General features: G+C 58.4%; 20 protein-coding genes, 4 tRNA genes and 1 pseudogene. 19 read left to right on the top strand and 6 right to left on the bottom strand.

The features are described from left to right. Window positions 1–33 precede the first annotated feature (33 nt). Window positions 34–1165, top strand: a protein-coding gene (gene prfB, locus FHT97_RS00980; protein ID WP_141652299.1) for a peptide chain release factor 2 whose coding sequence is annotated in 2 segments (ribosomal slippage) — window positions 34–102 and window positions 104–1165 — 1131 coding nt in all. Because the reading frame shifts where the segments join, the coding sequence is not laid out codon by codon here. Window positions 1166–1260: 95 nt separating this feature from the next. Here the strand turns inward: prfB and FHT97_RS00975 are convergent. Together FHT97_RS00975 and FHT97_RS00970 are read right to left on the bottom strand one after the other, a co-directional pair. After that, on the bottom strand, window positions 1261–1776 hold the full coding sequence (locus FHT97_RS00975; RefSeq protein WP_183859282.1) for a hypothetical protein: 516 nt from the start codon (window positions 1774–1776) through the stop codon (window positions 1261–1263). A gap of 3 nt (window positions 1777–1779) precedes the next feature. Next, window positions 1780–2553: an NAD kinase gene (locus FHT97_RS00970; protein ID WP_183859280.1), complete on the bottom strand. Its 774-nt coding sequence runs from the start codon at window positions 2551–2553 to the stop codon at window positions 1780–1782. Window positions 2554–2750: 197 nt separating this feature from the next. Here FHT97_RS00970 and FHT97_RS00965 point away from each other — a divergent pair. Further along, window positions 2751–2826, top strand: a tRNA-Thr gene (locus FHT97_RS00965). 742 nt (window positions 2827–3568) lie between these two features. Here FHT97_RS00965 and rlmB read toward each other — a convergent pair. Next, a complete protein-coding gene (gene rlmB, locus FHT97_RS00960; protein WP_183751399.1) occupies window positions 3569–4459 on the bottom strand; it encodes a 23S rRNA (guanosine(2251)-2'-O)-methyltransferase RlmB in 891 nt (296 codons plus the stop codon). A 207-nt stretch (window positions 4460–4666) separates the two neighbouring features. Between rlmB and FHT97_RS00955 the strand changes: the two genes are divergently transcribed. The 3 genes from FHT97_RS00955 to FHT97_RS00945 all read left to right on the top strand — a co-directional run bounded on the left by FHT97_RS00955 (window position 4667) and on the right by FHT97_RS00945 (window position 5704). Further along, window positions 4667–4751, top strand: a tRNA-Tyr gene (locus FHT97_RS00955). Window positions 4752–4777: 26 nt separating this feature from the next. Then, window positions 4778–4851: transfer RNA gene (locus tag FHT97_RS00950), tRNA-Gly, on the top strand. A 265-nt stretch (window positions 4852–5116) separates the two neighbouring features. Beyond that, window positions 5117–5704 (top strand): hypothetical protein, encoded by a 588-nt coding sequence (locus tag FHT97_RS00945; RefSeq protein ID WP_183859278.1) that lies wholly within the window; start codon window positions 5117–5119, stop codon window positions 5702–5704. Between the two features lie 109 nt (window positions 5705–5813). On the opposite strand, the gene FHT97_RS00940 is transcribed toward FHT97_RS00945, so the two are convergent. Further along, a complete protein-coding gene (locus FHT97_RS00940) occupies window positions 5814–6323 on the bottom strand; it encodes a hypothetical protein (RefSeq protein ID WP_183751395.1) in 510 nt (169 codons plus the stop codon). Window positions 6324–6600: 277 nt separating this feature from the next. On the opposite strand from FHT97_RS00940, the gene tuf reads away from it, so the two are divergent. The 12 genes from tuf (at window position 6601) to rpoC (ending at window position 22330) form a co-directional block, all read left to right on the top strand. Continuing rightward, a complete protein-coding gene (gene tuf, locus FHT97_RS00935; RefSeq protein ID WP_016558834.1) occupies window positions 6601–7776 on the top strand; it encodes an elongation factor Tu in 1176 nt (391 codons plus the stop codon). 180 nt (window positions 7777–7956) lie between these two features. Continuing rightward, complete coding sequence (locus FHT97_RS00930; RefSeq protein WP_183859276.1) at window positions 7957–8790, top strand: glycosyltransferase family 8 protein; 834 nt, start codon at window positions 7957–7959, stop codon at window positions 8788–8790. Between the two features lie 106 nt (window positions 8791–8896). Beyond that, on the top strand, window positions 8897–9790 hold the full coding sequence (locus FHT97_RS00925; RefSeq protein WP_183859274.1) for an NAD(P)-dependent oxidoreductase: 894 nt from the start codon (window positions 8897–8899) through the stop codon (window positions 9788–9790). A gap of 140 nt (window positions 9791–9930) precedes the next feature. Beyond that, window positions 9931–10006, top strand: a tRNA-Trp gene (locus FHT97_RS00920). Window positions 10007–10195: 189 nt separating this feature from the next. Then, the gene (gene secE / locus FHT97_RS00915; protein ID WP_132592284.1) at window positions 10196–10396 is read left to right on the top strand and encodes a preprotein translocase subunit SecE; all 201 of its coding nucleotides are present in this window, start codon (window positions 10196–10198) and stop codon (window positions 10394–10396) included. A 17-nt stretch (window positions 10397–10413) separates the two neighbouring features. Then, window positions 10414–10944, top strand: coding sequence for a transcription termination/antitermination protein NusG (nusG, locus tag FHT97_RS00910; RefSeq protein ID WP_016553540.1), 531 nt, complete (start codon window positions 10414–10416; stop codon window positions 10942–10944). 169 nt (window positions 10945–11113) lie between these two features. After that, window positions 11114–11545, top strand: a complete 432-nt coding sequence (rplK, locus tag FHT97_RS00905; protein ID WP_183859272.1) for a 50S ribosomal protein L11 — start codon at window positions 11114–11116, stop codon at window positions 11543–11545. 4 nt (window positions 11546–11549) lie between these two features. Then, window positions 11550–12248 (top strand): 50S ribosomal protein L1, encoded by a 699-nt coding sequence (gene rplA / locus FHT97_RS00900; protein WP_113363768.1) that lies wholly within the window; start codon window positions 11550–11552, stop codon window positions 12246–12248. Window positions 12249–12577: 329 nt separating this feature from the next. Beyond that, window positions 12578–13096: a 50S ribosomal protein L10 gene (rplJ, locus tag FHT97_RS00895; RefSeq protein ID WP_016553543.1), complete on the top strand. Its 519-nt coding sequence runs from the start codon at window positions 12578–12580 to the stop codon at window positions 13094–13096. Between the two features lie 58 nt (window positions 13097–13154). Next, a complete protein-coding gene (rplL, locus tag FHT97_RS00890; protein ID WP_183759279.1) occupies window positions 13155–13535 on the top strand; it encodes a 50S ribosomal protein L7/L12 in 381 nt (126 codons plus the stop codon). A gap of 257 nt (window positions 13536–13792) precedes the next feature. Next, the gene (gene rpoB / locus FHT97_RS00885) at window positions 13793–17932 is read left to right on the top strand and encodes a DNA-directed RNA polymerase subunit beta (protein ID WP_183859270.1); all 4140 of its coding nucleotides are present in this window, start codon (window positions 13793–13795) and stop codon (window positions 17930–17932) included. A 186-nt stretch (window positions 17933–18118) separates the two neighbouring features. Further along, entirely contained in the window at window positions 18119–22330 is a 4212-nt protein-coding gene (gene rpoC / locus FHT97_RS00880; protein ID WP_016553545.1) for a DNA-directed RNA polymerase subunit beta', read from the top strand. A gap of 78 nt (window positions 22331–22408) precedes the next feature. On the opposite strand, the pseudogene FHT97_RS00875 reads toward rpoC, so the two are convergent. Next, window positions 22409–22837 (bottom strand): annotated as a pseudogene (locus FHT97_RS00875) (NUDIX hydrolase). Window positions 22838–22844: 7 nt separating this feature from the next. Continuing rightward, window positions 22845–23138 (bottom strand): hypothetical protein, encoded by a 294-nt coding sequence (locus FHT97_RS00870; RefSeq protein ID WP_007792012.1) that lies wholly within the window; start codon window positions 23136–23138, stop codon window positions 22845–22847. Window positions 23139–23623: 485 nt separating this feature from the next. Here FHT97_RS00870 and rpsL point away from each other — a divergent pair, with 485 nt between their 5' ends. Continuing rightward, window positions 23624–23995 carry a 30S ribosomal protein S12 gene (rpsL, locus tag FHT97_RS00865; RefSeq protein WP_003547537.1) on the top strand — a complete coding sequence of 124 codons (372 nt, stop codon included), beginning with the start codon at window positions 23624–23626 and terminating at the stop codon, window positions 23993–23995. A gap of 77 nt (window positions 23996–24072) precedes the next feature. Next, window positions 24073–24543, top strand: a complete 471-nt coding sequence (gene rpsG / locus FHT97_RS00860) for a 30S ribosomal protein S7 (protein WP_016553547.1) — start codon at window positions 24073–24075, stop codon at window positions 24541–24543. Window positions 24544–24548: the final 5 nt, after the last annotated feature.

Raw genomic sequence — 24548 nt, 5'->3', positions numbered from 1 at the left:
GCAATCTTCGTAGCAACGCAAAGAAGCAGGAAAATGCGAGCGGAAATCCAGAACGTGGTCGATGAAACCAAGCAGGCTATCACCCTGCTGAGGAGGCATCTTTGACTGGGACCAGGCGGTAAGGCGACTGGACTGGTTGAACAACAAGGCAGAGGATCCGACCCTCTGGAACGATGCGCAGGAAGCACAGAAGCTGATGCGCGAACGCCAGCAGCTGGACGACGGCATCAATGGCGTGAAGCAGCTCGAGCAGGAGCTGACCGACAATATCGAGCTCATCGAAATGGGCGAGGAAGAGGGTGACGAAAGCGTCGTCAAGGACGCCGAAGATGCCCTCAAGGGATTGAAGGCCGAGGCTGCCCGGCGTCAGGTCGAAGCGATGCTTTCGGGCGAAGCCGACAGCAACGACAGCTATCTGGAAGTTCACTCCGGCGCAGGCGGCACGGAAAGCCAGGACTGGGCCAACATGCTTCTGCGCATGTACACGCGCTGGGCCGAGCGTTCGAAGTTCAAGGTCGAGCTTCTCGAAGTCCACGACGGCGAAGAAGCGGGCATCAAGTCCGCGACGCTGCTGGTGAAGGGTCACAACGCTTATGGTTGGCTGAAGACCGAGTCGGGCGTTCACCGCCTCGTGCGCATCTCGCCCTATGACAGCAATGCACGTCGCCACACCTCCTTCTCGTCGATCTGGGTTTATCCCGTGGTCGACGACTCGATCAACATCGAGATCAATGAAAGCGATTGCCGCATCGATACCTACCGTTCATCGGGAGCGGGTGGTCAGCACGTTAACACGACCGACTCGGCCGTGCGTATCACGCACATTCCGACCGGTATCGTCGTCGCCTGCCAGCAGGAGCGCTCGCAGCACAAGAACCGCGCCAAGGCCTGGGATATGCTGCGTGCCCGCATGTACGAGGCGGAGTTGAAGAAGCGCGAAGAAGCGGCAAACGCAGAAGCGGCGTCCAAAACCGACATTGGCTGGGGACACCAGATCCGTTCGTACGTCTTGCAACCATATCAGTTGGTCAAGGACCTGCGGACCGGCGTGGCGAGCACAGCACCAGGCGACGTGTTGGACGGTGAACTCGACGAGTTCATGGAAGCAGCTCTTGCGCACCGCATCAGCGGCAAGCCGGACGCGGTCGTCGACGACGTTGACTGACTACTGTCAACCGGATTTGAGAAGGCCTCGAAAGAGGCCTTTTTCATCGGCAAAGCCAGTTGGCTTAGGGGTGCGCGACGTTCAGCGGCAAAGTGTTAGTTGCTTGCCTTCCCGACAGTGACCTCACCAAATTCGTCGATGACGACCGTCCAGGTCTCCGATTCCGCATCCGGATCGGTCTTCAGATAAACCATAGCGAAAAGGCCGGGCTCCTTGAGCATTCCGGAGGAGTTTTCTGGCCGGATGTCGGTGACATATGGCTTTAGCTCGTTGAGTTCTTGCAATTCAACCGTCGAGGCGATCGCCGGCCCGCCGTCCCCCTGCTCGATCTGTTGTAGGTAGATCTTGGCCGTGCGGTCGGATTGCCGGACCGCAAACAGTTTGTAGTAACCATGGCGCGGCTTGGCTGTCGCGGGACTCGATGCCGTCGGCTGAGGTGCCGATGGTGCCCGTTGAACGGCAGGTGCGGTGCCGTCGTCTTCCCAGTAACCCGTGCTGGTCGCAAATATGATCGAAGCCGGCAGGATCGGATCATCCGCCGCCGCGGTTTGAGCGTAGAGCGAGGATGCTGTGAGCAGCATTGCACAAAGCGCCGTTGGTCGCAGCCCCATTTCTCAGTCCTCAAACTGTTCGGCAAGAATACGATCGGACCATGAGCGATCAGGATCGGAAAGAATGCGTGCCGTGGTATGTTCCGACTGAGCGATGCGAATGTGAAGCACCGATTTCACTTCGGTATTGTCGGCAACGGCGTTCACCGGGCGCTTCTCCGCCTCGAGAATATGGATATCGACGGTCACCTTATTCGGCAAAAGCGCACCGCGCCAACGCCGCGGCCGAAACGCGCTGACGGGTGTCATCGCCAGCAGCGGCGCGTCAAGCGGCAGGATTGGGCCATGGGCGGAGAGGTTGTACGCCGTCGAACCCGCTGGCGTTGCCACCATCAGGCCGTCACAGATGAGCTCGTCAAGGCGAACGACGCCATCGACCTCAACCCGAAGCTTGGCGGCCTGGTAAGACTGACGGAACAACGACACTTCGTTGATGGCAAGTGCTGTCGAATTCGAGCCGTCCGAATTCGCGGTCGTCATCTGTAAGGGGTGAAATGCGTTTTCGACGGCCGCACAGATCCGATCCTGAAGTTTCTCCGTTCGGTATTCGTTCATCAGGAAGCCGATCGAACCGCGATTCATGCCGTAGACAAGCTTGCCCGAGTTCATCGTACCGTGCAGCGTCTGCAGCATGAAGCCGTCGCCACCAAGGGCGACGATGACATCGGACTCGTCGGGGGGCACGTCGCCATAAATGCGAATCAGCTCTTCCCGCGCCGCCAGCGCCTCGGTCGCCGAGGAGGCAAGGAAGGAAAGCGTCTGAAATGAACGGCCCATGGAGTTCCCTTTTCTGATCTCGGCCTAGCTAAATGATTGCAAGCCCGACCGACAAGGCGTTTTATGCCAATAACCGTTCGCCGGAGCGCCCGAGCACGTTCGGACGTCAACACCCATGGTGACACCGCGCCGATGAAATGAGGATGGCGCCGATTTCTTCTTTACAGGACCGCAGAATCTGGTACTTGGCAGGCATCGCCCTTGTAGCTCAGTTGGTAGAGCACCTGATTTGTAATCAGGGGGTCGCGGGTTCGAACCCTGCCGGGGGCACCATCCTTCTCCAATTGAGCATAGTTGTTGCCCGTTGACGTAGACGGTGGCGCTTTCGCAGCTTTAGTTTTGAGCTGTCTGTCGCACGCTGGCCTGCAACTTCGCGCCGGGGCGTTCTCCAGCTCGTGAGGGCGTGACGACGATGTTCAGAACGGAGGCAATCATCAAAACAATGACGGCGATCATCACTCGCACGTGTTTCTCCTTGAAAATCGTGCGTGGCAAACGCCTCAGATTGATCTCAGTTCCGCGGGCGATCGATCCAGCCGTTATTCCGCGGGCGGAGGAATAGGGCGTTCGGGCGCCGGTGCAAGCGGAGCGGGTTGGTGGATTGGTTGCGACTTGTCGATCCAAGCAATGCTGAGGATGAGGGCTACGAATGCAGCGACGAAGAGAGTGCCGACAATGAGGGAGCGGACAGCCATATGGGATACGTTCCTCCTGTTCGAGTGCGGGAAGCTATAGAGGATGACAGAGCTAAATCCGAGGCGTGCGGAAGTTTTTTCTGACCACGAGCAACGGTTTACCGGCTCCTTCCCTGCGTTGCCGAGGCTGCCGTCTTCCCGTAAGTCGAATGAAATGGTCGGTCGTTCGTGCTTATCAGTACGAGAAGCGCTCGTCGGGCCGTTGCGCGGTCTCCGGAGGGTGACATGGCGAAAGTCGTTCGCACTTGCAGTCACTCCCGGGGCAAGGTGGGTCGATTGAGGCAGGAGCGGCATACCTTCGCCGCTCCGCCGCTATCGCATCATGCTTTCAGATGCAGCCGCGCCGCATAGAGCGCGATCGCCGCTGCATTCGAGACATTTAAAGATTTGATAGCGCCTGGCATGTCTAGCCGCGCAAGTGCGCTCACGGTTTCGCGCGTCTTTTGCCTTAGCCCCTTGCCTTCGGAGCCCAATACCAACGCCACCTTGTCACCCGAGAATGTACCCTCGAGCGGAGCCGGGCCCTCCGAATCAAGGCCGATCGTGAAGAAGCCGAGCTTGTGTAGTTCGCCGAGCGCGTCTGCAAGGTTGGTGATTTGGATATAGGGGATGAGTTCCAGCGCGCCTGAAGCTGACTTCGCCAATACGCCCGATTCGGTCGGGCTGTGGCGCTGCGTGGTGATGACGGCACCGGCATTGAAGGCCACTGCGGAGCGCATGATGGCGCCGACATTGTGCGGATCGGTCACCTGGTCGAGCACGAGCAGTAGCGGGCTGTCCTTCAGCGCTTCCAGCCGGCGAACGGGCAGAGGCCGGGTTTCCAGCATGACGCCCTGGTGGATCGCGTCCGGGCCAAGGAACTTGTCGATATCATGCGGGGCGACGATCTCAACAGGGATACCGAGTGAATCGGCATCGACCTCAAGACGGGCGAGCGCGTTCTGGGTCACCGAGAGCCTGACGTTCTTGCGCTCCTTGTTGTCGAGCGCGGCACGAACCGTATGAAGACCGTAAAGGTAGACCTGTTCAGGTGCGAGTGCCGGTGGCTTCCAGTCCTCGGCGCCGCGCCGGCGCTTCTGCGGCGGCGGTGTCGGGATCTCGCCGCGTTCACGCTTGCTGTCGCGATGCGCGCGGCGCAGGGTTGCGTAATGTGTGTCCTTGGCGGACTTCTCGTTTGTGGGCTTGCCACCGCTTTTGTTGTCTTTGCTCATGCGGCTTTATATCCGGGGCGCTTCTTTCCGCATAGGATTTCTTTCAGGAGCCCACCTTTCCCCGGGCGATGAAATTTTTCACATTTTTTCCACCGTCATCGTGTTGACATGCGGAAATCGTCCGGTCATATACGCGGCGCAGACCGAGGGGCGGCAACGCTTCGAAAGTCTGACGAGCTTGGTCTCACGATCCGGACGAAAAAAACTGGAGAGATGCCCGAGTGGTTAAAGGGGACGGACTGTAAATCCGTTGGCTCAGCCTACGTTGGTTCAAATCCAACTCTCTCCACCATTCGTCATTGGATCGGATACCACCCCGCGGGTATAGCTCAATGGTAGAGCAGCAGCCTTCCAAGCTGAATACGCGGGTTCGATTCCCGCTACCCGCTCCAAGTTTTTCCGGCCACTCAGCAATACCGCGTGTCGCTCCGTGTCACCTCATTTCACTTGCGCTCTTCGGCGCGCGAGGGCTGCCGAACCTTGCCCTGCTTAAGGCGAAAGCTATTCCGCTATCTCCGACGCATTCCGAGGCGCGAGGATGCCGGCTCAGTCTTGCTTTCGACTGAAGTACCACCAAAGACGAACTTGGCGTGCGGAGCGGAAACCGCGAACAATGAACCTGGATGAAGTGCTTCGCACGCATCGTGGGGATCGCGAGTGGCAGAGATTTTTAATTGGCAACCCAGCATCGGCGACCCCACGATCGGTGGCTGGATTACCGTCGCCTTATACTTGCTTGCTGGCATAAGCTGCTGGAAAACAAAGGGCGTCGTCTTTCGACAAGATCCGAACCAGCAATCCGACGGCTCCATCTGGCGTGCGATCTCCGTGGTATTTTTCCTTCTCGGGATAAATAAGCAACTCGATCTTCAGTCAGCAATGACCGAACTCGGCCGTGTGGTAGCCCATTCCGGCGGGTGGTATGAGATGCGTCGGACTGTGCAGGTTTACTTTATCATCGGCATCGTGGCCGCATGCGCAGCCGCGGTACCTGCTTTACTTTTTTGGGCAAGAAAATCACCACGTGAGACTTGGCTGGCGCTTGTCGGTTCAACGTTCGTGCTGGGCTACGTACTAATTCGCGCTGCATCTTTTCATCATTTCGACCACTTCCTCAGTAGCCGCCTCTTTGGCTTCAAGTGGCTCTGGTTCTTCGAAATGACGGGGATCACGATCGTGTTGCTTGCTAGCGAGTGGCGTCGAGCAAGCCTTGTTTATCGAATGGCACGACCTATTGCCCGTTGACGCCTGCGACCGCATCGGATGATTAGTAATTCACCCAAAGCCTTCCCAGCTGAATACGCGGGTTCGAATCCCGCTACCCACCAAGCTGCGCTGTCGCAAATGCGTACCTCTAGCCCCACAGCAGCACAAACGGCGAAGCCAGCGCGATGATTCCGGCAATCGTCCAGCGCCTCTGTCCGCTGGCGCTCAGGTCTTCCCTTGAAAGCCACATGCGGACGGCAATGAAGCCGATGGCGATGATCGCGCTGTAGATGACCGCGCGCAGCAGGATCGACCAGCCGCCGCCGAAAAGGCCGATGGCGATGCCGAAGCCGGCCAGGGCGCCGAGGATGCCATATCCCACGTCGAACATCAGGGCTGTGGTGGCCGAAAGCGGCGTCAGCATTTTTGGGAAGGCGATCGCGAATGCGGCGGTGAGCAGCCATATGGCAACGATTGCCTGCAGTGTTGATGAGTTGACGATAGAGGTTGCCAGAGCCGGAAGACGCTCAGGCGAGGACAGGCGCAATACCTGTGCGACCCAGTCAATCGAAGCCGCAAGAATCCACAAGATGAATGCACAGCCTGCAAAGATCAGAAAGTTGCCTGCGGATCGTTTTGCAATTTCCTTAGGTTCCATGCCCAATCTCCAGATAGTGCTTCCCCGCCAGGACGGCAAATGAAGTAGTATCATATCCTTGGCTGCACTGCGCCCGCTCTTCGCGAATATCTCCTCACTGCCATCTGCAGTAGATATTGCCGAATGCATGCCCGCTTCCCATATGCGCCGGCATACGGGGAATCGGGCTAGGAATACGGTCCGCAATTAGGTCTTGCGCAATTTCCCCGAAAGCCTTAAACGGCGGCACTAAACCGGTTCGCCGGGGTCATCCATTTCGTTCACAGGAAGCATTCAAATGGCAAAGAGTAAGTTTGAGCGCAACAAGCCGCACGTTAACATCGGCACGATCGGCCACGTTGACCACGGCAAGACGTCTCTGACGGCAGCGATCACGAAGTACTTCGGCGAGTTCAAGGCGTACGACCAGATCGACGCTGCTCCGGAAGAAAAGGCGCGCGGCATCACCATTTCGACGGCACACGTCGAGTACGAGACCCCGAACCGTCACTATGCTCACGTTGACTGCCCCGGCCACGCCGACTACGTCAAGAACATGATCACCGGTGCCGCTCAGATGGACGGCGCGATCCTGGTTTGCTCGGCTGCTGACGGCCCGATGCCGCAGACCCGCGAGCACATCCTGCTCGCTCGTCAGGTTGGCGTTCCGGCGATCGTCGTGTTCCTCAACAAGGTTGACCAGGTTGACGACGCCGAGCTCCTCGAGCTCGTCGAACTGGAAGTTCGCGAACTGCTGTCGTCCTACGACTTCCCGGGCGACGACATTCCGGTCATCAAGGGCTCGGCTCTTGCTGCTCTGGAAGACTCTGACAAGAAGATCGGCGAAGACGCGATCCGCGAGCTGATGGCTGCTGTTGACGCCTACATCCCGACGCCTGAGCGTCCGATCGACCAGCCGTTCCTGATGCCGATCGAAGACGTGTTCTCGATCTCGGGCCGTGGTACGGTTGTGACCGGCCGCGTCGAGCGTGGCATCGTCAAGGTTGGCGAAGAAGTCGAAATCGTCGGCATCCGCCCGACCTCGAAGACGACGGTTACCGGCGTTGAAATGTTCCGCAAGCTGCTCGACCAGGGCCAGGCTGGCGACAACATCGGCGCTCTGGTTCGCGGTGTGAACCGTGACGGCGTTGAGCGTGGTCAGATCCTGTGCAAGCCGGGCTCTGTCAAGCCGCACAAGAAGTTCATGGCAGAAGCCTACATCCTGACGAAGGAAGAAGGCGGCCGTCATACGCCGTTTTTCACGAACTACCGTCCGCAGTTCTACTTCCGTACGACTGACGTGACCGGCATTGTTTCGCTTCCGGAAGGCACGGAAATGGTTATGCCTGGCGACAACGTCACGGTTGCCGTCGAGCTGATCGTTCCGATCGCGATGGAAGAGAAGCTGCGCTTCGCGATCCGCGAAGGCGGCCGTACCGTCGGCGCCGGCATCGTCGCCTCGATCGTCGAGTAAGCTTCGGATTATCCGGATCTAGAAGCTCCGCCGGAAGCAGCGGGGCCTATGCGTTGGGGCTGGGACATTGTCATGATGTTCCAGCCCCCTTGCGTTTGTGGGACGGCTCAAACTAAGTGATGGAAGGCATGGCTGGCTGCTTAGGGCCGCGCCGTGCGCTGACTTGGGGTATTCAGGTAAGTGATTATTGCATGCGCTATTGATCGCCGCTTCGCCGAGTTGGCTGGCGTGATGCTTTATTCCCTGGAGGTAAATGGTGACGTTCCAGATGCAGAGCTATGGGTCATCGGGGATGGCCTGAGGCAATCCGACAAGAACAAGATCCAGGCGTGCGCCTCGCGTCAGATCAATTTCTACGATCTAGACGACAGCACTGTTCAGCATATCGATGGGCTAAAGACAACGTCGAATTGGAGCAGGGTCGTCTATGCGCGCCTCTTCCTGCCGGCGCTGCTGCCATCGGATCGGGGCAATCTTCTCTATCTCGACGCTGACACTATGATTAAGGGTAGCCTGCGACCGCTGCAGGATATGGATATGTCGAGTGCGGTCGCTGCGGCTCTCGGTGGGCCATCCCGGCACAATCGGCAACTCGGTCGCCCGGAAACTGCCTTCTATCTTAATTCCGGCGTGGTTCTGCTGAACGTCGGTGAATGGCAGAAGCAAAACCTTACAAGGCGGGCCGTCGAACTCCTTCGCGGCGGTACTTTCGGCTTTCCGGACCAAGACGTGCTCAATCTTCTGGCTGAGGGCCAAACCATTGCCTTGGAGCCGAAGTGGAATCATCAGCACGCCAAGAGTATTCCGAGTGATGTCCGCATCATTCACTTCACCCACGCGAAACCGAACACGACCTATTGCATTCATCCTGAGAAGGCAACGTTCCTGGAATATCGCTCCAAGACACCTTGGGCCAATGCTCGGCTGCGGACCAGAATGGATCGACGCCTCAACCGCATCGCCCATTCGGTCAAGAGAAAATGGGATCGTCTGAACAAGGCGCTTCGAAGCTAGGCTGCAATATCGACTTGAACCTGTGTGAGAACGCGACACCAGCGATGGCCTTGCGCTTGATTGCAAAGGCTTTATCTATCCTTCCGATTTCGTATGGGAGGACATGATGAAAAAGCGCATTCTCTTCACTGGCGGTTCGGGCAAGGCAGGGCGTCATGCAGTGCCGTGGTTGGTCAACGCAGGTTATGAGGTTCACAACGTCGACCTGGTGCCGCTTGATAGCCCCGGCGTGACCAATCTGATCGCCGACATCACCGACAGCGGCCAGGTCTTCAATGCGCTTTCTATGCATCGGGACTTTCCTGATCTCGATGCGGGCAGGGGCGTCCAGCCATTTGATGCCGTCGTGCATTTCGCGGCGATCCCGCGCATCCTCATCAAGCCCGACAACGAGACCTTCCGCATCAACACGATGGGCACCTATAATGTCATCGAGGCGGCGGTGAAGCTCGGCGTCCGGAAGATCATCGTCGCTTCCAGCGAGACGACCTACGGCGTCTGTTTTGCCGAAGGTCATCGTGACTTCCACCAGTTTCCATTGGAGGAGGACTACGACGTCAACCCGATGGATTCCTACGGCCTCTCCAAAGTGGTGAATGAGAAGACGGCCCGTGCCTTTGCGGAGCGCTCTGGCTTCGACATTTACGCCTTGCGCATTGGCAACGTTATCGAGCCACACGAGTACGAACGGTTTCCGACCTACTTTGCCAATCCGGAGATGCGCAAGCGAATCGCCTGGAGCTATATCGATGCCCGCGATCTGGGGCAGATTTGCCATCTCTGCATCGAGAAGGACGGGCTCGGCTATCAGGTGTTCAACGCGGCGAACGACACCGTTTCGGCCAATACCCCGTCGAAGGAACTCGCCAGGCGATTCTATCCTGATGTGCCGTTCACGCGGGAGATCGGCGAATATGAAGGCCTGCTCTCCAACCGAAAGATCCGCGAAGTACTTGGCTTCAAGGAAGAGCACGACTGGCGCAAATACGTGAAGGCCTGATCGGAAGCCTTGCCGGTGATGCAGGATTGGAAAAATCGAAAAACGCACTTGCCAATCCTGCGCTCTCGCCTTAAAGGGAGCGCCATGCTTGCAATTGTGCTTCGCGGCCGGTCGGCCAAGAAGCTGAATGTAAAGCGTAAAGGGGTATAGCTCAGTTGGTAGAGCGGCGGTCTCCAAAACCGCAGGTCGTGGGTTCGAGCCCCTCTGCCCCTGCCATCTTTCTTGAACGAGTAGCGCGGATATTGCGCAGCCGCTCGGACGGAAAGGCGACGTATGGCTAAGTTCGCTAAACTTCGGTTTCCCTCTTGTGCAATTGGGAATCGATGTTTATGTAGGGTTCAACAGACACGCGGTGCGTGGGGCTGATATGTTCAGCTTTACGCGCCGTAATTGCGTGGGCAGTCGATGGCATCCAAATCTAATCCGTTTGCGTTTCTACAGCAGGTTCGCTCCGAGACGTCGAAAGTTACCTGGCCGTCGCGCCGCGAGACGATGATCTCGACGGTCATGGTGCTTGTAATGGTGATCTTTGCCGCGCTGTTCTTTTTTGCCGCTGACCAGCTGATTGGCTGGCTGTTGAGCTTCGTGCTTAACGTCGGCAATTGATCGGGTGGAGTAGTAACATGGCGGCACGTTGGTACATCGTCCACGCGTATTCGAATTTTGAGAAGAAGGTCGCGGAAGACATCGAGAATAAGGCTCGCCAGAAGGGCCTCGAGCATTTGTTCGAACGGATTCTCGTCCCGACTGAGAAGGTGGTTGAAGTGCGTCGCGGTCGCAAGGTCGATTCCGAACGCAAGTTCTTCCCGGGTTACGTTCTTGTTCGTGCCAATCTCACGGATGAAGCCTATCACCTGATCAAGAACACGCCGAAGGTCACTGGTTTCCTGGGCTCCGATAACAAGCCCGTTCCGATTCCGGATCATGAGGCCGAGCGCATTCTCGGTCAGGTTCAGGAAGGCGTCGAGCGGCCGAAGGCATCCGTTACCTTCGAGATCGGCGAGCAGGTTCGCGTTTCCGATGGCCCGTTCGCTTCGTTCAATGGCACGGTTCAGGATGTGGACGAAGAGCGTTCGCGCCTGAAGGTTGAAGTGTCTATCTTCGGCCGCGCTACGCCGGTCGAACTGGAATACGCTCAGGTCGAGAAGGTCTGAGCTCGGAAGTAAGTCACTAGTGACTTATTTCCTTGCGGCGGAAGCCGCAAACCGCGTGGAAGGTGAGGGGTCTTAGCCGGGCCTGTGATCCGCACCACGCAACCGCAGCCGCCGGAGAAATCCGGCATCACTGGCCGGGCAACCGGTCACCAATGAAAGGCAGAGAGATATGGCTAAGAAAGTTGCAGGCCAGCTCAAGCTTCAGGTCAAGGCAGGATCGGCAAACCCGTCCCCGCCGATCGGCCCGGCGCTTGGTCAGCGTGGCATTAACATCATGGAATTCTGCAAGGCGTTCAACGCCGCTACGCAGGAAATGGAAAAGGGTATGCCGATCCCGGTCGTCATCACCTATTACCAGGACAAGTCCTTCACCTTCGCGATGAAGCAGCCTCCGGTCAGCTACTGGCTGAAGAAGGAAGCGAAGATCACGTCTGGTTCGAAGACGCCTGGCAAGGGCGCTACCGTCGGCAAGCTCACCAAGGCTCAGATCAAGACGATCGCAGAAGCCAAGATGAAGGATCTGAACGCAGCGGATATCGAAGGTGCAATGGCGATGATCGAGGGCTCTGCCCGCGCCATGGGCCTGGAAGTGGTAGGATAAGACCATGGCTGGCAAGCGCACCAAGAAGATCAACGAAGGTGTTGATCCCACAAAGCTCTACGCTCTGAACCTTGCTATCGGCATGGTCAAGGAACGTGCTGTCGCGAAGTTCGATGAAACCATCGAAGTCGCCATGAACCTCGGCGTTGACCCGCGTCACGCAGACCAGATGGTCCGCGGCGTTGTCAACCTGCCGAACGGCACCGGCCGTGACGTTCGCGTCGCTGTCTTCGCTCGTGGCGCCAAGGCTGATGAAGCCAAGGCAGCTGGCGCAGATATCGTCGGCGCTGAAGAGCTCGTCGAAATCGTCCAGGGCGGCAAGATCGATTTCGATCGTTGCATCGCGACCCCGGACATGATGCCGCTCGTCGGCCGCCTCGGTAAGGTTCTCGGCCCGCGTGGCATGATGCCGAACCCGAAGGTTGGTACGGTTACGATGGACGTTGCTGGTGCCGTTAAGGCTTCCAAGGGCGGCGCTGTCGAGTTCCGCGTCGAAAAGGCTGGTATCGTCCACGCTGGTATCGGCAAGGCATCCTTCGATGCAAAGGCTCTGGAAGAAAACATCCGCGCCTTCGCTGACGCCGTCATCAAGGCAAAGCCGACTGGCGCCAAGGGCAACTACGTCAAGCGCGTAGCGATTTCTTCGACCATGGGCCCGGGCGTCAAGATCGACCCATCGTCCGTTACGGCCCCGGCCGCTTAATAAATTCGCCGGGCTTCGGCCCGGTTCAAGAATTCCGGCCTCGCAAGGGGCCGGAATATTCCGGAGAAATCCGGAATCCTGTCCGAGATTGCAGGTGGTTTTCCCTTAATCACTTGGCCTGCATGAGACGGGTAAGACCCGAATTGCATGAAGTTTTGCTTCTAGGAATTTGGTTCGAGCCTTGGATGCCTTGTGCCTTCGGCCTTTCTTTGGCGCGAAGCGCGAGGGGACAGGATCCTCAAGCGTCGCTTGGGATCGCTTCTGATCCCAGGAGGCAAAAGGCAACCCGGTAGGGCCCGTGAAAAGGTCCTGCCAACTGGAGATAGGCAGTGGAAAGAGCGGAAAAACGCGAATTCGTCACGGAACTGAACGAAGTCTTCAAGGCTTCGGGCTCGGTTGTCGTGGCCCACTATGCTGGTGCTACAGTCGCGCAGATGAACGACTTCCGTTCCAAGATGCGCGCAGCTGGCGGTACCGTCAAAGTCGCGAAGAACCGCCTGGCCAAAATCGCCCTTCAGGGTACGGAAGCGGAAGGGATCTCTGGTCTCTTCACCGGTCAGACGCTCATTGCATACAGCAATGACCCGATCACCGCTCCGAAAGTCGTCGTGGATTTCGCCAAGACCAACGATAAGATCGTTGTTTTGGGCGGCGCCATGGGAACAACGACGCTCAACGCTGACGCAGTCAAGTCGCTTGCGACCCTGCCTTCGTTGGACGAACTGCGCGCGAAGCTGCTGGGCATGATCCAGACACCGGCTACCCGCATCGCAGGCGTTGTTGCAGCACCGGCAAGCCAGCTTGCTCGCGTGTTTTCGGCTTACGCCAAGAAGGACGAAGCCGCATAAGGCGGTTTTTTGCTGTTTATAAACAACCGGTTCGAACCGAACAAAAGGAACTGATAACATGGCTGATCTCGCAAAGATCGTAGACGACCTCTCCTCGCTGACCGTTCTGGAAGCAGCAGAGCTTTCCAAGCTTCTCGAAGAAAAGTGGGGCGTTTCCGCTGCTGCTCCGGTAGCTGTTGCTGCCGTTGCTGGCGGTGCAGGCGCTGCTGCTGCTGCTGAAGAAGAAAAGACCGAGTTTGACGTTATCCTGGCTGACGCCGGCGCTAACAAGATCAACGTCATCAAGGAAGTCCGCGCCATCACCGGTCTCGGCCTGAAGGAAGCTAAGGACCTCGTTGAGGCCGCTCCGAAGGCTGTCAAGGAAGGCGTTTCCAAGGCTGAAGCCGCTGACATCAAGAAGAAGCTTGAAGACGCTGGCGCTAAGGCCGACGTTAAGTAATCTTCGACTGCATCTGGGAGGTGGGGTTTCCCGCCTCCCATTTGCCGTTTTGTAGAACAAATTACCCAAAAGCCGCGTGAAAACGGCTTTTGGGTAATGGGTTCTTCAAGAGGATGGTCTCGAACCGAGACGCGAAGGCAATCCGGCCTCGTGATTTTGGGAAGTGAGACGAGATTGAATTACTCATGATTGACGGGGTCGACTGGCCATCGGTTCCCGTCCGTTGCAGGCCCGGATGCAATTTTGAAGGAGCGACGATGGCTCAGACCCTTTCGTTCAATGGTCGTAGGCGCGTACGCAAGTTTTTCGGTAAGATCCCAGAAGTCGCAGAAATGCCGAACCTCATCGAGGTTCAGAAGGCATCGTATGATCAATTCCTGATGGTTGAAGAGCCCAAGGGCGGTCGCCCTGACGAGGGCCTTCAGGCTGTCTTCAAGTCCGTTTTCCCGATCACGGATTTCTCCGGCGCTTCTATGCTGGAATTCGTGTCCTACGAATTCGAGCCGCCGAAGTTCGACGTCGACGAATGCCGCCAGCGCGACCTGACCTACGCCGCGCCGCTGAAGGTTACTCTCCGTCTGATCGTGTTCGATATCGACGAGGATACGGGCGCGAAGTCCATCAAGGACATCAAGGAACAGTCCGTCTACATGGGCGACATGCCGCTCATGACCAACAACGGTACGTTCATCGTCAACGGCACCGAGCGCGTTATCGTGTCCCAGATGCACCGTTCGCCGGGCGTGTTCTTCGATCACGACAAGGGCAAGAGCCACTCGTCCGGCAAGCTTCTGTTTGCCGCTCGTGTTATCCCGTATCGCGGTTCCTGGCTCGACATCGAGTTCGACGCCAAGGACATCGTCTATGCCCGTATCGACCGTCGCCGCAAGATCCCTGTGACCTCGCTGCTGATGGCGCTCGGCATGGACGGCGAAGAGATTCTGTCGACCTTCTACACGAAGTCCGACTATAAGCGCGACGGCAAGGGCTGGCGTATTCCGTTTACGCCTGAGACCCTCAAGGGTGCCAAGGCGATTACCGAAATGGTCGACGCCGACACCGGCGAAGTCGTTGTCGAAGCCGGCAAGAAGCTGACCCCGCGTCTGCTCCGCCAGCTCGCCGACAAGGGCCTCAAGGCTCTGAAGGCAGCCGACGAAGACCTGTACGGCAACTACCTTGCCGAAGACATCGTCAACTACTCGACGGGTGAAATCTACCTCGAGGCCGGCGATGAAATCGACGAGAAGACGCTCGCTGTCATCCTGTCGCACGGCTTCGAAGAGATCCCGGTTCTCGGCATCGACCACATCAATGTCGGCGCCTACATCCGCAACACGCTGAACGCCGACAAGAACGAGAACCGTCAGGACGCTCTGTTCGACATCTACCGCGTCATGCGTCCGGGTGAACCGCCGACCATGGACTCGGCCGAAGCCATGTTCAACTCGCTGTTCTTCGATGCGGAGCGTTACGATCTCTCCGCCGTTGGCCGCGTCAAGATGAACATGCGTCTCGACCTCAGCGTCGAAGACACTGTCCGCATCCTGCGCAAGGACGACATCCTGGCCGTGGTCAAGATGCTGGTCGAACTGCGCGACGGCAAGGGCGAGATCGACGACATCGACAACCTCGGCAACCGCCGCGTTCGCTCCGTCGGCGAGCTGATGGAAAACCAGTACCGTCTCGGCCTGCTCCGCATGGAGCGCGCGATCAAGGAACGTATGTCCTCGATCGAAATCGACACGGTCATGCCGCAGGATCTGATCAACGCGAAGCCGGCAGCAGCTGCCGTCCGTGAATTCTTCGGCTCGTCGCAGCTGTCGCAGTTCATGGACCAGGTAAACCCGCTTTCGGAAATCACCCACAAGCGCCGTCTCTCGGCTCTTGGCCCGGGCGGTCTTACCCGCGAGCGCGCAGGCTTCGAAGTCCGCGACGTTCACCCGACCCACTACGGCCGTATTTGCCCGATCGAAACGCCGGAAGGCCCGAACATCGGTCTGATCAACTCTCTTGCGACCTTCGCGCGCGTCAACAAGTACGGTTTCATCGAAAGCCCGTACCGCCGCATCGTCGATGGCAAGGTAACGAACGACGTTCTTTATCTCTCCGCCATGGAGGAAGCGAAGTACTACGTCGCACAGGCGAACGCCGAGCTCGGCGCCGACGGTTCCTTCACCGACGAATTCGTCGTTTGCCGTCACGCTGGCGAAGTTATGCTCGCTCCGCGCGACAGCATGAACCTGATGGACGTTTCGCCGAAGCAGGTCGTTTCGGTCGCTGCGGCGCTCATCCCGTTCCTGGAAAACGACGACGCCAACCGCGCTCTCATGGGCTCGAACATGCAGCGTCAGGCCGTTCCGTTGCTACGCGCTGAAGCTCCGTTCGTCGGCACCGGCATGGAGCCGGTCGTCGCTCGCGACTCCGGTGCTGCTATCGGCGCCCGCCGCGGCGGCGTAGTCGACCAGGTCGACGCGACGCGTATCGTTATCCGTGCGACGGAAGACCTCGAAGCTGGCAAGTCCGGCGTCGATATCTACCGCCTGCAGAAGTTCCAGCGTTCGAACCAGAACACCTGCGTCAACCAGCGTCCGCTGGTCACCGTCGGTGACGTTGTCAACCGCGGCGACATCCTCGCCGACGGCCCGTCGACGGATCTGGGCGATCTCGCACTCGGCCGCAACGCGCTCGTCGCGTTCATGCCGTGGAACGGTTATAACTACGAAGACTCGATCCTGCTCTCCGAGCGTATCGTTGCTGACGACGTGTTCACCTCCATCCACATCGAAGAGTTCGAAGTGATGGCCCGTGACACCAAGCTTGGTCCGGAAGAAATCACGCGCGACATTCCGAACGTTTCGGAAGAAGCGCTGAAGAACCTCGACGAAGCAGGTATCGTCTACATCGGTGCCGAAGTTCAGCCGGGCGATATCCTCGTCGGCAAGATCACGCCGAAGGGCGAAAGCCCGATGACGCCGGAAGAAAAGCTCCTGCGCGCCATCTTCGGTGAAAAGGCTTCCGACGTCCGCGACACGTCGATGCGCATGCCGCCCGGCACCTACGGCACGATCGTCGAAGTCCGCGTCTTCAATCGCCACGGCGTTGAGAAGGACGAGCGCGCGATGGCTATCGAGCGCGAAGAGATCGAGCGTCTTGCAAAGGACCGCGACGACGAGCAGGCGATCCTCGACCGTAACGTCTACGGTCGTCTGGTCGACATGCTGCGCGGTCAGGTCGCGATTGCCGGCCCGAAGGGCTTCAAGAAGGGCACGGAACTGGCGAACAACGTCGTTTCCGAATATCCCCGCTCGCAGTGGTGGATGTTTGCCGTCGAAGACGAAAAGGTCCAGGGCGAACTCGAAGCGCTCCGCGGCCAGTACGACGAATCCAAGTCGCGCCTTGAACAGCGCTTCATGGACAAGGTCGAGAAGGTCCAGCGCGGCGACGAAATGCCTCCGGGCGTCATGAAGATGGTCAAGGTCTTCGTTGCTGTTAAGCGCAAGATCCAGCCAGGCGACAAGATGGCCGGCCGTCACGGCAACAAGGGTGTCGTGTCGCGCATTGTTCCGGTCGAAGATATGCCGTTCCTGGAAGATGGCACGCATGTTGACGTCGTTCTGAACCCGCTGGGCGTGCCTTCGCGCATGAACGTCGGTCAGATCCTCGAGACGCATCTCGGCTGGGCTTGCGCCGGCATGGGCCGCCAGATCGGCGACATGCTGGAAGCCTACAGGGCGAGCGGCAACATCGAGCCTCTGCGCAAGACGATCGGCGACGTTGTCGGCGACGGTCCGAAGGCGGAACAGGTCAAGGACTTCGACGATGACTCGGTCCTGCGTCTGGCTGACCAGTGGAAGCGCGGCGTTTCGATTGCAACGCCGGTCTTCGACGGTGCGCATGAAGGTGACGTCAACGCTATGCTGGCTCTGGCTGGGCTCAAGGAAAGCGGTCAGTCGACCCTGTACGATGGCCGTACCGGCGAGCAGTTCGACCGCCAGGTCACGGTTGGCTACATCTACATGCTGAAGCTGAACCACCTGGTTGACGACAAGATCCACGCTCGTTCGATCGGTCCTTACTCGCTCGTTACCCAGCAACCGCTGGGCGGCAAGGCGCAGTTCGGCGGTCAGCGCTTCGGCGAAATGGAAGTCTGGGCTCTGGAAGCATACGGTGCGGCCTACACGCTGCAGGAAATGCTTACGGTCAAGTCGGACGACGTCGCCGGCCGTACCAAGGTCTACGAAGCCATCGTCCGTGGCGACGATACGTTCGAAGCCGGTATTCCGGAAAGCTTCAACGTTCTCGTCAAGGAAATGCGCTCGCTGGGTCTCTCCGTCGAACTCGAGAATTCGAAGGTCGAGGAGCAGCAGGCCAGCCAGTTGCCGGACGCTGCCGAGTAACCACCAATAGGGTGTGCGCTGTCATGCAGCGCACACCGTTCCCGCTCTGGCCCCGTATGTGTCGGCCGGGCAGGGACGATTTCGCCGCATTCTGCGGTTATTGTCGTTTTGAGCGTTGGCGCGGCTCCCGGGATTTGCCGCCGTCCATGCAAGATAAGGGCGCATTCGCCCATGAAGGAGACAGGCATGAACCAAGAGGTCATGAATCTTTTCAATCCGCAGGTGCCTGCACAGAACTTCGATTCCATCCGGATTTCGATTGCTTCTCCGGAGAAGATTCTTTCCTGGTCTTACGGTGAGATCAAGAAGCCGGAAACCATCAACTACCGTACGTTCAAGCCGGAACGCGACGGTCTCTTCTGCGCGCGTATCTTCGGACCGATCAAGGACTACGAGTGCCTGTGCGGTAAGTACAAGCGCATGAAGTACAAGGGCATCATCTGCGAAAAGTGCGGCGTCGAAGTCACGCTGTCGCGCGTTCGCCGTGAGCGCATGGGCCACATCGAGCTCGCAGCTCCCGTTGCCCACATCTGGTTCCTGAAGTCGCTGCCGAGCCGTATTTCGACGCTGCTCGACATGACGCTGAAGGATGTCGAGCGCGTTCTCTACTTCGAAAACTACATCGTCACCGAGCCGGGCTTGACTGCTCTCAAGGAGCACCAGCTCCTCTCGGAAGAAGAGTACATGCTCGCCGTCGACGAATACGGCGAAGACCAATTCACGGCCATGATCGGTGCTGAAGCGATCTACGAGATGCTGGCCTCGATGAACCTCGAAAAGATCGCTGGCGATCTGCGCTCCGAGCTTGCCGACACCACGTCGGATCTCAAGCAGAAGAAGCTGATGAAGCGCCTGAAGATCGTCGAGAACTTCATGGAGTCCGGCAACCGTCCGGAATGGATGATCATGAAGGTCGTTCCGGTCATCCCGCCGGACCTGCGTCCGCTGGTTCCGCTCGATGGCGGCCGTTTCGCAACGTCGGACCTCAACGATCTGTATCGTCGCGTCATCAACCGTAACAACCGTCTGAAGCGCCTGATCGAACTGCGCGCTCCGGGTATCATCATCCGCAACGAAAAGCGCATGCTGCAGGAATCTGTAGATGCGCTGTTCGATAACGGCCGTCGCGGCCGCGTCATCACCGGCGCCAACAAGCGTCCGCTGAAGTCGCTGTCCGACATGCTGAAGGGCAAGCAGGGCCGCTTCCGTCAGAACCTGCTCGGCAAGCGCGTCGACTATTCCGGTCGTTCGGTCATCGTGACAGGTCCGGAACTGAAGCTGCACCAGTGCGGTCTTCCGAAGAAGATGGCGCTCGAACTCTTCAAGCCGTTCATCTACGCCCGCCTCGACGCCAAGGGTTACTCCTCGACCGTCAAGCAGGCCAAGAAGCTGGTTGAAAAGGAAAAGCCGGAAGTTTGGGATATCCTCGACGAGGTCATTCGCGAGCATCCGGTTCTCCTGAACCGCGCACCGACGTTGCACCGCCTGGGCATCCAGGCCTTCGAACCGATCCTGGTCGAAGGCAAGGCGATCCAGTTGCATCCGCTCGTCTGCACGGCCTTCAATGCCGACTTCGACGGTGACCAGATGGCCGTTCACGTGCCACTGTCGCTCGAAGCCCAGCTTGAAGCCCGCGTTCTGATGATGTCGACGAACAACATCCTGCACCCTGCAAACGGTGCACCGATCATCGTTCCGTCGCAGGACATGGTTCTCGGCCTGTACTACCTCGCGATCATGAATCAGAACGAGCCGGGCGAAGGCATGGCCTTCTCCGACCTCGGCGAACTGCATCATGCGCTAGAAACCAAAACCGTTACGCTGCACACCAAGATCCGCGGTCGCTTCAAGTCGATCGACGAGGACGGCAAGCCGTACTCTAAGATTTACGAAACGACGCCGGGCCGCTTGCTCATCGGCGAGCTCCTGCCGAAGAACGGCAAGGTGACCTTCGACGTCTGCAACCAGGAAATGACCAAGAAGAACATCTCCAAGATGATCGACACGGTCTACCGCCATTGCGGCCAGAAGGACACGGTCATTTTCTGCGACCGCATCATGCAGCTCGGCTTCAGCCATGCCTGCCGCGCCGGTATTTCGTTCGGCAAGGACGACATGGTCATTCCGGAAACCAAGGCAAAGATCGTTGGCGACACCGAAAACCTGGTCAAGGAATACGAGCAGCAGTACAACGACGGCCTGATCACTCAGGGCGAGAAGTACAACAAGGTCGTTGACGCCTGGGGCAAGGCAACCGAAAAGGTCGCTGAAGACATGATGGCCCGCATTAAGGCTGTCGAGTTCGATCCGAACACCGGTCGTCAGAAGCCGATGAACGCCATCTACATGATGTCGCACTCGGGTGCCCGTGGTTCACCGAACCAGATGCGTCAGCTGGGCGGCATGCGCGGCCTCATGGCCAAGCCGTCGGGTGAAATTATCGAAACGCCGATCACGTCGAACTTCAAGGAAGGTCTGACAGTCAACGAGTACTTCAACTCGACGCACGGTGCCCGTAAGGGTCTGGCAGACACCGCGCTGAAGACGGCTAACTCCGGTTACCTGACCCGTCGTCTCGTCGACGTCGCACAGGATTGCATCGTCAACCTCGTGGATTGCGGTACCGACAAGGGCCTCACGATGACCGCCATCGTCGATGCCGGTCAGGTCGTTGCCTCGCTCGGCGCGCGTATCCTCGGTCGTACGGCCCTGGATGATATCGATCATCCGGTTACCGGCGAGCGTCTTGTCGACGCCGGCAAGATGATCCTCGAGCCCGATGTCATCGAGATCGAAAAGGCTGGTATCCAGTCGATCCGCATCCGTTCGGCCCTGACCTGCGAAGTGCAGACCGGTGTTTGCTCGGTTTGCTACGGTCGCGACCTTGCACGCGGTACGCCCGTCAACATGGGCGAAGCAGTTGGCGTTATCGCGGCTCAGTCGATCGGCGAGCCAGGCACGCAGCTCACCATGCGTACGTTCCACCTTGGTGGCACGGCAAATGTGGTCGACCAGTCGTTCCTGGAAGCCTCGTACGAAGGTACGATCCAGCTCAAGAACCGCAACGTTCTGCGCAACTCGGAGAACGTCCTGGTCGCGATGGGCCGCAACATGACCGTCCAGATCCTGGATGAGCGTGGTGTCGAGCGCTCCTCTCAGCGCGTTGCTTATGGTTCGAAGCTGCACGTCGACGAAGGCGACAAGGTCAAGCGCGGTCAGCGTCTGGCAGAGTGGGACCCCTACACCCGTCCGATGATGACGGAAGTGGCCGGTACCGTTCAGTTCGAAGACGTTGTCGACGGTCTCTCGGTTCTCGAAGCGACCGACGAATCCACGGGCATCACCAAGCGTCAGGTCATCGACTGGCGTTCGACCCCGCGCGGTTCGGACCTCAAGCCGGCGATCGTCATCCTTGATGCAAGCGGCAACGTCGTTAAGCTGCCGCGCGGTGCAGATGCACGCTTCCAGCTGTCGGTCGATGCGATCCTGTCGGTCGAGCCCGGTCAGAAGGTGTCCCAGGGTGACGTGCTTGCGCGTTCGCCGCTGGAAAGCGCCAAGACCAAGGACATCACCGGTGGTCTGCCGCGTGTTGCCGAACTGTTCGAAGCTCGTCGTCCGAAGGACCACGCGATCATCGCTGAGATCGATGGTACGATCCGCCTCGGCCGCGACTACAAGAACAAGCGTCGCATTATCATCGAGCCGGCGGAAGACGGTGTCGAGCCTGTCGAATACCTGATCCCGAAGGGCAAGCCCTTCCACCTTCAGGAAGGCGACTATATCGAAAAGGGTGATTACATCCTCGACGGTAACCCGGCTCCGCACGACATCCTGGCGATCAAGGGCGTCGAAGCACTCGCTTCTTACCTGGTCAACGAAATCCAGGAAGTCTATCGCTTGCAGGGCGTTGTCATCAACGACAAGCACATCGAAGTGATTGTTCGTCAGATGCTGCAGAAGGTGGAAATCACCGATGCAGGCGACTCGACCTATATCGTCGGCGACAACGTCGACCGTATCGAGCTCGAAGATGTCAACGATGCACTGATCGAGCAGGGCAAGAAGCCTGCTTACGGCGATCCGGTTCTGCTCGGTATCACCAAGGCGTCGCTGCAGACACCGTCGTTCATCTCGGCTGCGTCGTTCCAGGAGACCACCAAGGTTCTCACGGAAGCTGCGATCGCCGGCAAGACCGACGGCTTGCAGGGTCTGAAGGAAAACGTCATCGTCGGTCGCCTGATCCCGGCGGGTACTGGTGGCACGATGACCCAGATCCGCCGCATCGCCACGTCGCGCGACGAGATGATCCTCGAAGAGCGCCGCAAGGGCACGGGTGCGGATGTCGCAACCCCGATGCTGCAGGATCTCGCAGGCGAGAGCGCACCTGCTGCCGAATAATCGGCAGTCTGGTTCTCAGAATTAAGAAAGCCGCCCGGAGCGATCCGGGCGGCTTTTGTTTTGGGTTCGTGCGACGTTTCAGCTAAGCAGGGGCAGTCCATGCTGCATGCCATAGCCCAGCCACGTTCGGGCGTCGTCGAAATTTGAGCCAGAAGAAACGGAAGAGGATTGGACCACCGCCGCGAGCGGCGTCATTTCCTGACGCAGCCAGGTGGCGGATTGTTCGCCCTTGAGGGGAGTGTGGAAGTAGTGCCGTCGGTGCCGAACCTCGGTTCCGCTTTGGCAAAGCAATAGTCGTGAACGGTAAGAGGGGTGAGGGGCGTTTCCGGTCAGATACCGGTCTCTTCATAGAATTCGCGAAGTGCTGCGGTGGCTATATCTTCGTCGGTCTCCACTGTGCCGCCTGGAGCCTGAAGCTCGCGCTCCGGAACGTCGGGGCATGTCGAAAACCGGGAGCCGGTTGCGCCAGGTGGCATAGTTCAGCACCTTGAGCGCATCCGGCTTCATCGGAGTCTCAGCTGAAACGGATGATCGCGACTTCGCCGTCGACCGCGCCCTGATAGGCGGAAGCGTGTGGCTCCTCTTCCGGCACTTCGGTCAGCATGCCGATCTGGTCGAGGTCGGCCTCGATGAAGCCTTCCTCGGCGAGGGCATTCAGGGCCTCACGCACGGCGCTGTCGTCATCGGCGGCCTTGAGCATTATGTGGAGGTCGACGCCGTCGCTGTCATCGGACTGATAGCCCTTGCCGATGATGATGAAGACCATCGGTCCTTCGGAATTGTTGTCGTTGTCGGGGGCGGTAATCATCGGATGTCCTTCGATTCGAGATTTGAATCTGATTTCATGCGCTTAGCGGCTGCAGTCAGTGATTCCATAGCTGCTTTTTGATCCAATGCTCAAGTTTATCTTGGCGACCGGTGGCGAATTCCCTTAGAAGCCGCAAAAGAGCGCGCAATGGCCGGGTTTCAAGGCGTTCCGCCGAAGTTTATTTCTTAACGGCCTTGACGAGACGACGGGAAACCAGTAGTACCCGCGCCATCCGGACCCATGTGAGGCATGGCCATTCGAGGCGACGCGCCCCGGAGATCACCTCAAACAAGGTTCGAAACGCACGTTGAAGATATGTTGCCTGCACGCATGACGCATTTCTTTTGCGTCCTCTGCTCTCTGTGGTCCATCTGCGAAAGCGGATCGGGCCACGTTTTGCGCATTGAGACAAGCGTGTGGTCTTGCCGGAGACGGCGCGAGTTACGCCCGTAAGGGATTGAGATATAAACGTAAGGGATGGTTGAATGCCTACCGTAAACCAGCTTATCCGCAAGCCGCGTCAGGCGAACGTAAAGCGTAATAAGGTTCCTGCGCTGCAGGAAAACCCACAGAAGCGCGGCGTTTGCACCCGCGTTTACACGACGACCCCGAAGAAGCCGAACTCGGCTCTCCGTAAGGTCGCCAAGATCCGTCTGACCAATGGCTTTGAAGTCATCGGCTACATTCCGGGCGAAGGTCACAACCTGCAGGAACACTCTGTCGTCATGATCCGTGGCGGCCGCGTAAAGGACTTGCCGGGCGTTCGTTACCATATCATTCGCGGCGTTCTCGATACCCAGGGTGTCAAGAACCGCAAGCAGCGCCGTTCGAAGTACGGTGCGAAGCGTCCGAAGTAATTCGGTTTTGAAATCCCGGCGCTGCGCGAGGTCCTCCGCGTGGTAGAGCGCCTTTAACAATTGAAGAGACGAGAAGTATGTCCAGACGTCACAGAGCAGAAAAGCGCGAGATCAACCCGGACCCGAAGTTCGGCGATCTGGTTGTTACCAAGTTCATGAATGCAATCATGCTTGACGGCAAGAAGTCCGTCGCTGAAAGCATTGTCTACGGCGCATTTGACTCCGTACAGGGCAAGTCCAAGCAGGAGCCGCTCGGTGTGTTCCATCAGGCTCTGGACAACATTGCTCCGCACGTAGAAGTCCGTTCGCGCCGCGTGGGTGGTGCTACGTACCAGGTTCCGGTTGATGTCCGTCCGGAGCGCCGTCAGGCCCTGGCGATCCGCTGGCTGATTGCTGCCGCGCGCAAGCGCAACGAAACGACCATGGTCGACCGACTGTCGGGCGAGCTTCTCGATGCATCCAACAACCGTGGTTCCGCGGTCAAGAAGCGCGAAGACACGCACAAGATGGCTGACGCCAACCGTGCGTTCTCGCATTATCGCTGGTAATCCCG

The sequence above is a fragment of the Rhizobium sp. BK399 genome (assembly GCF_014194695.1).
Classification (GTDB): Bacteria; Pseudomonadota; Alphaproteobacteria; order Rhizobiales; family Rhizobiaceae; genus Rhizobium.
This window is presented reverse-complemented; position numbering and strand designations above follow the sequence as displayed.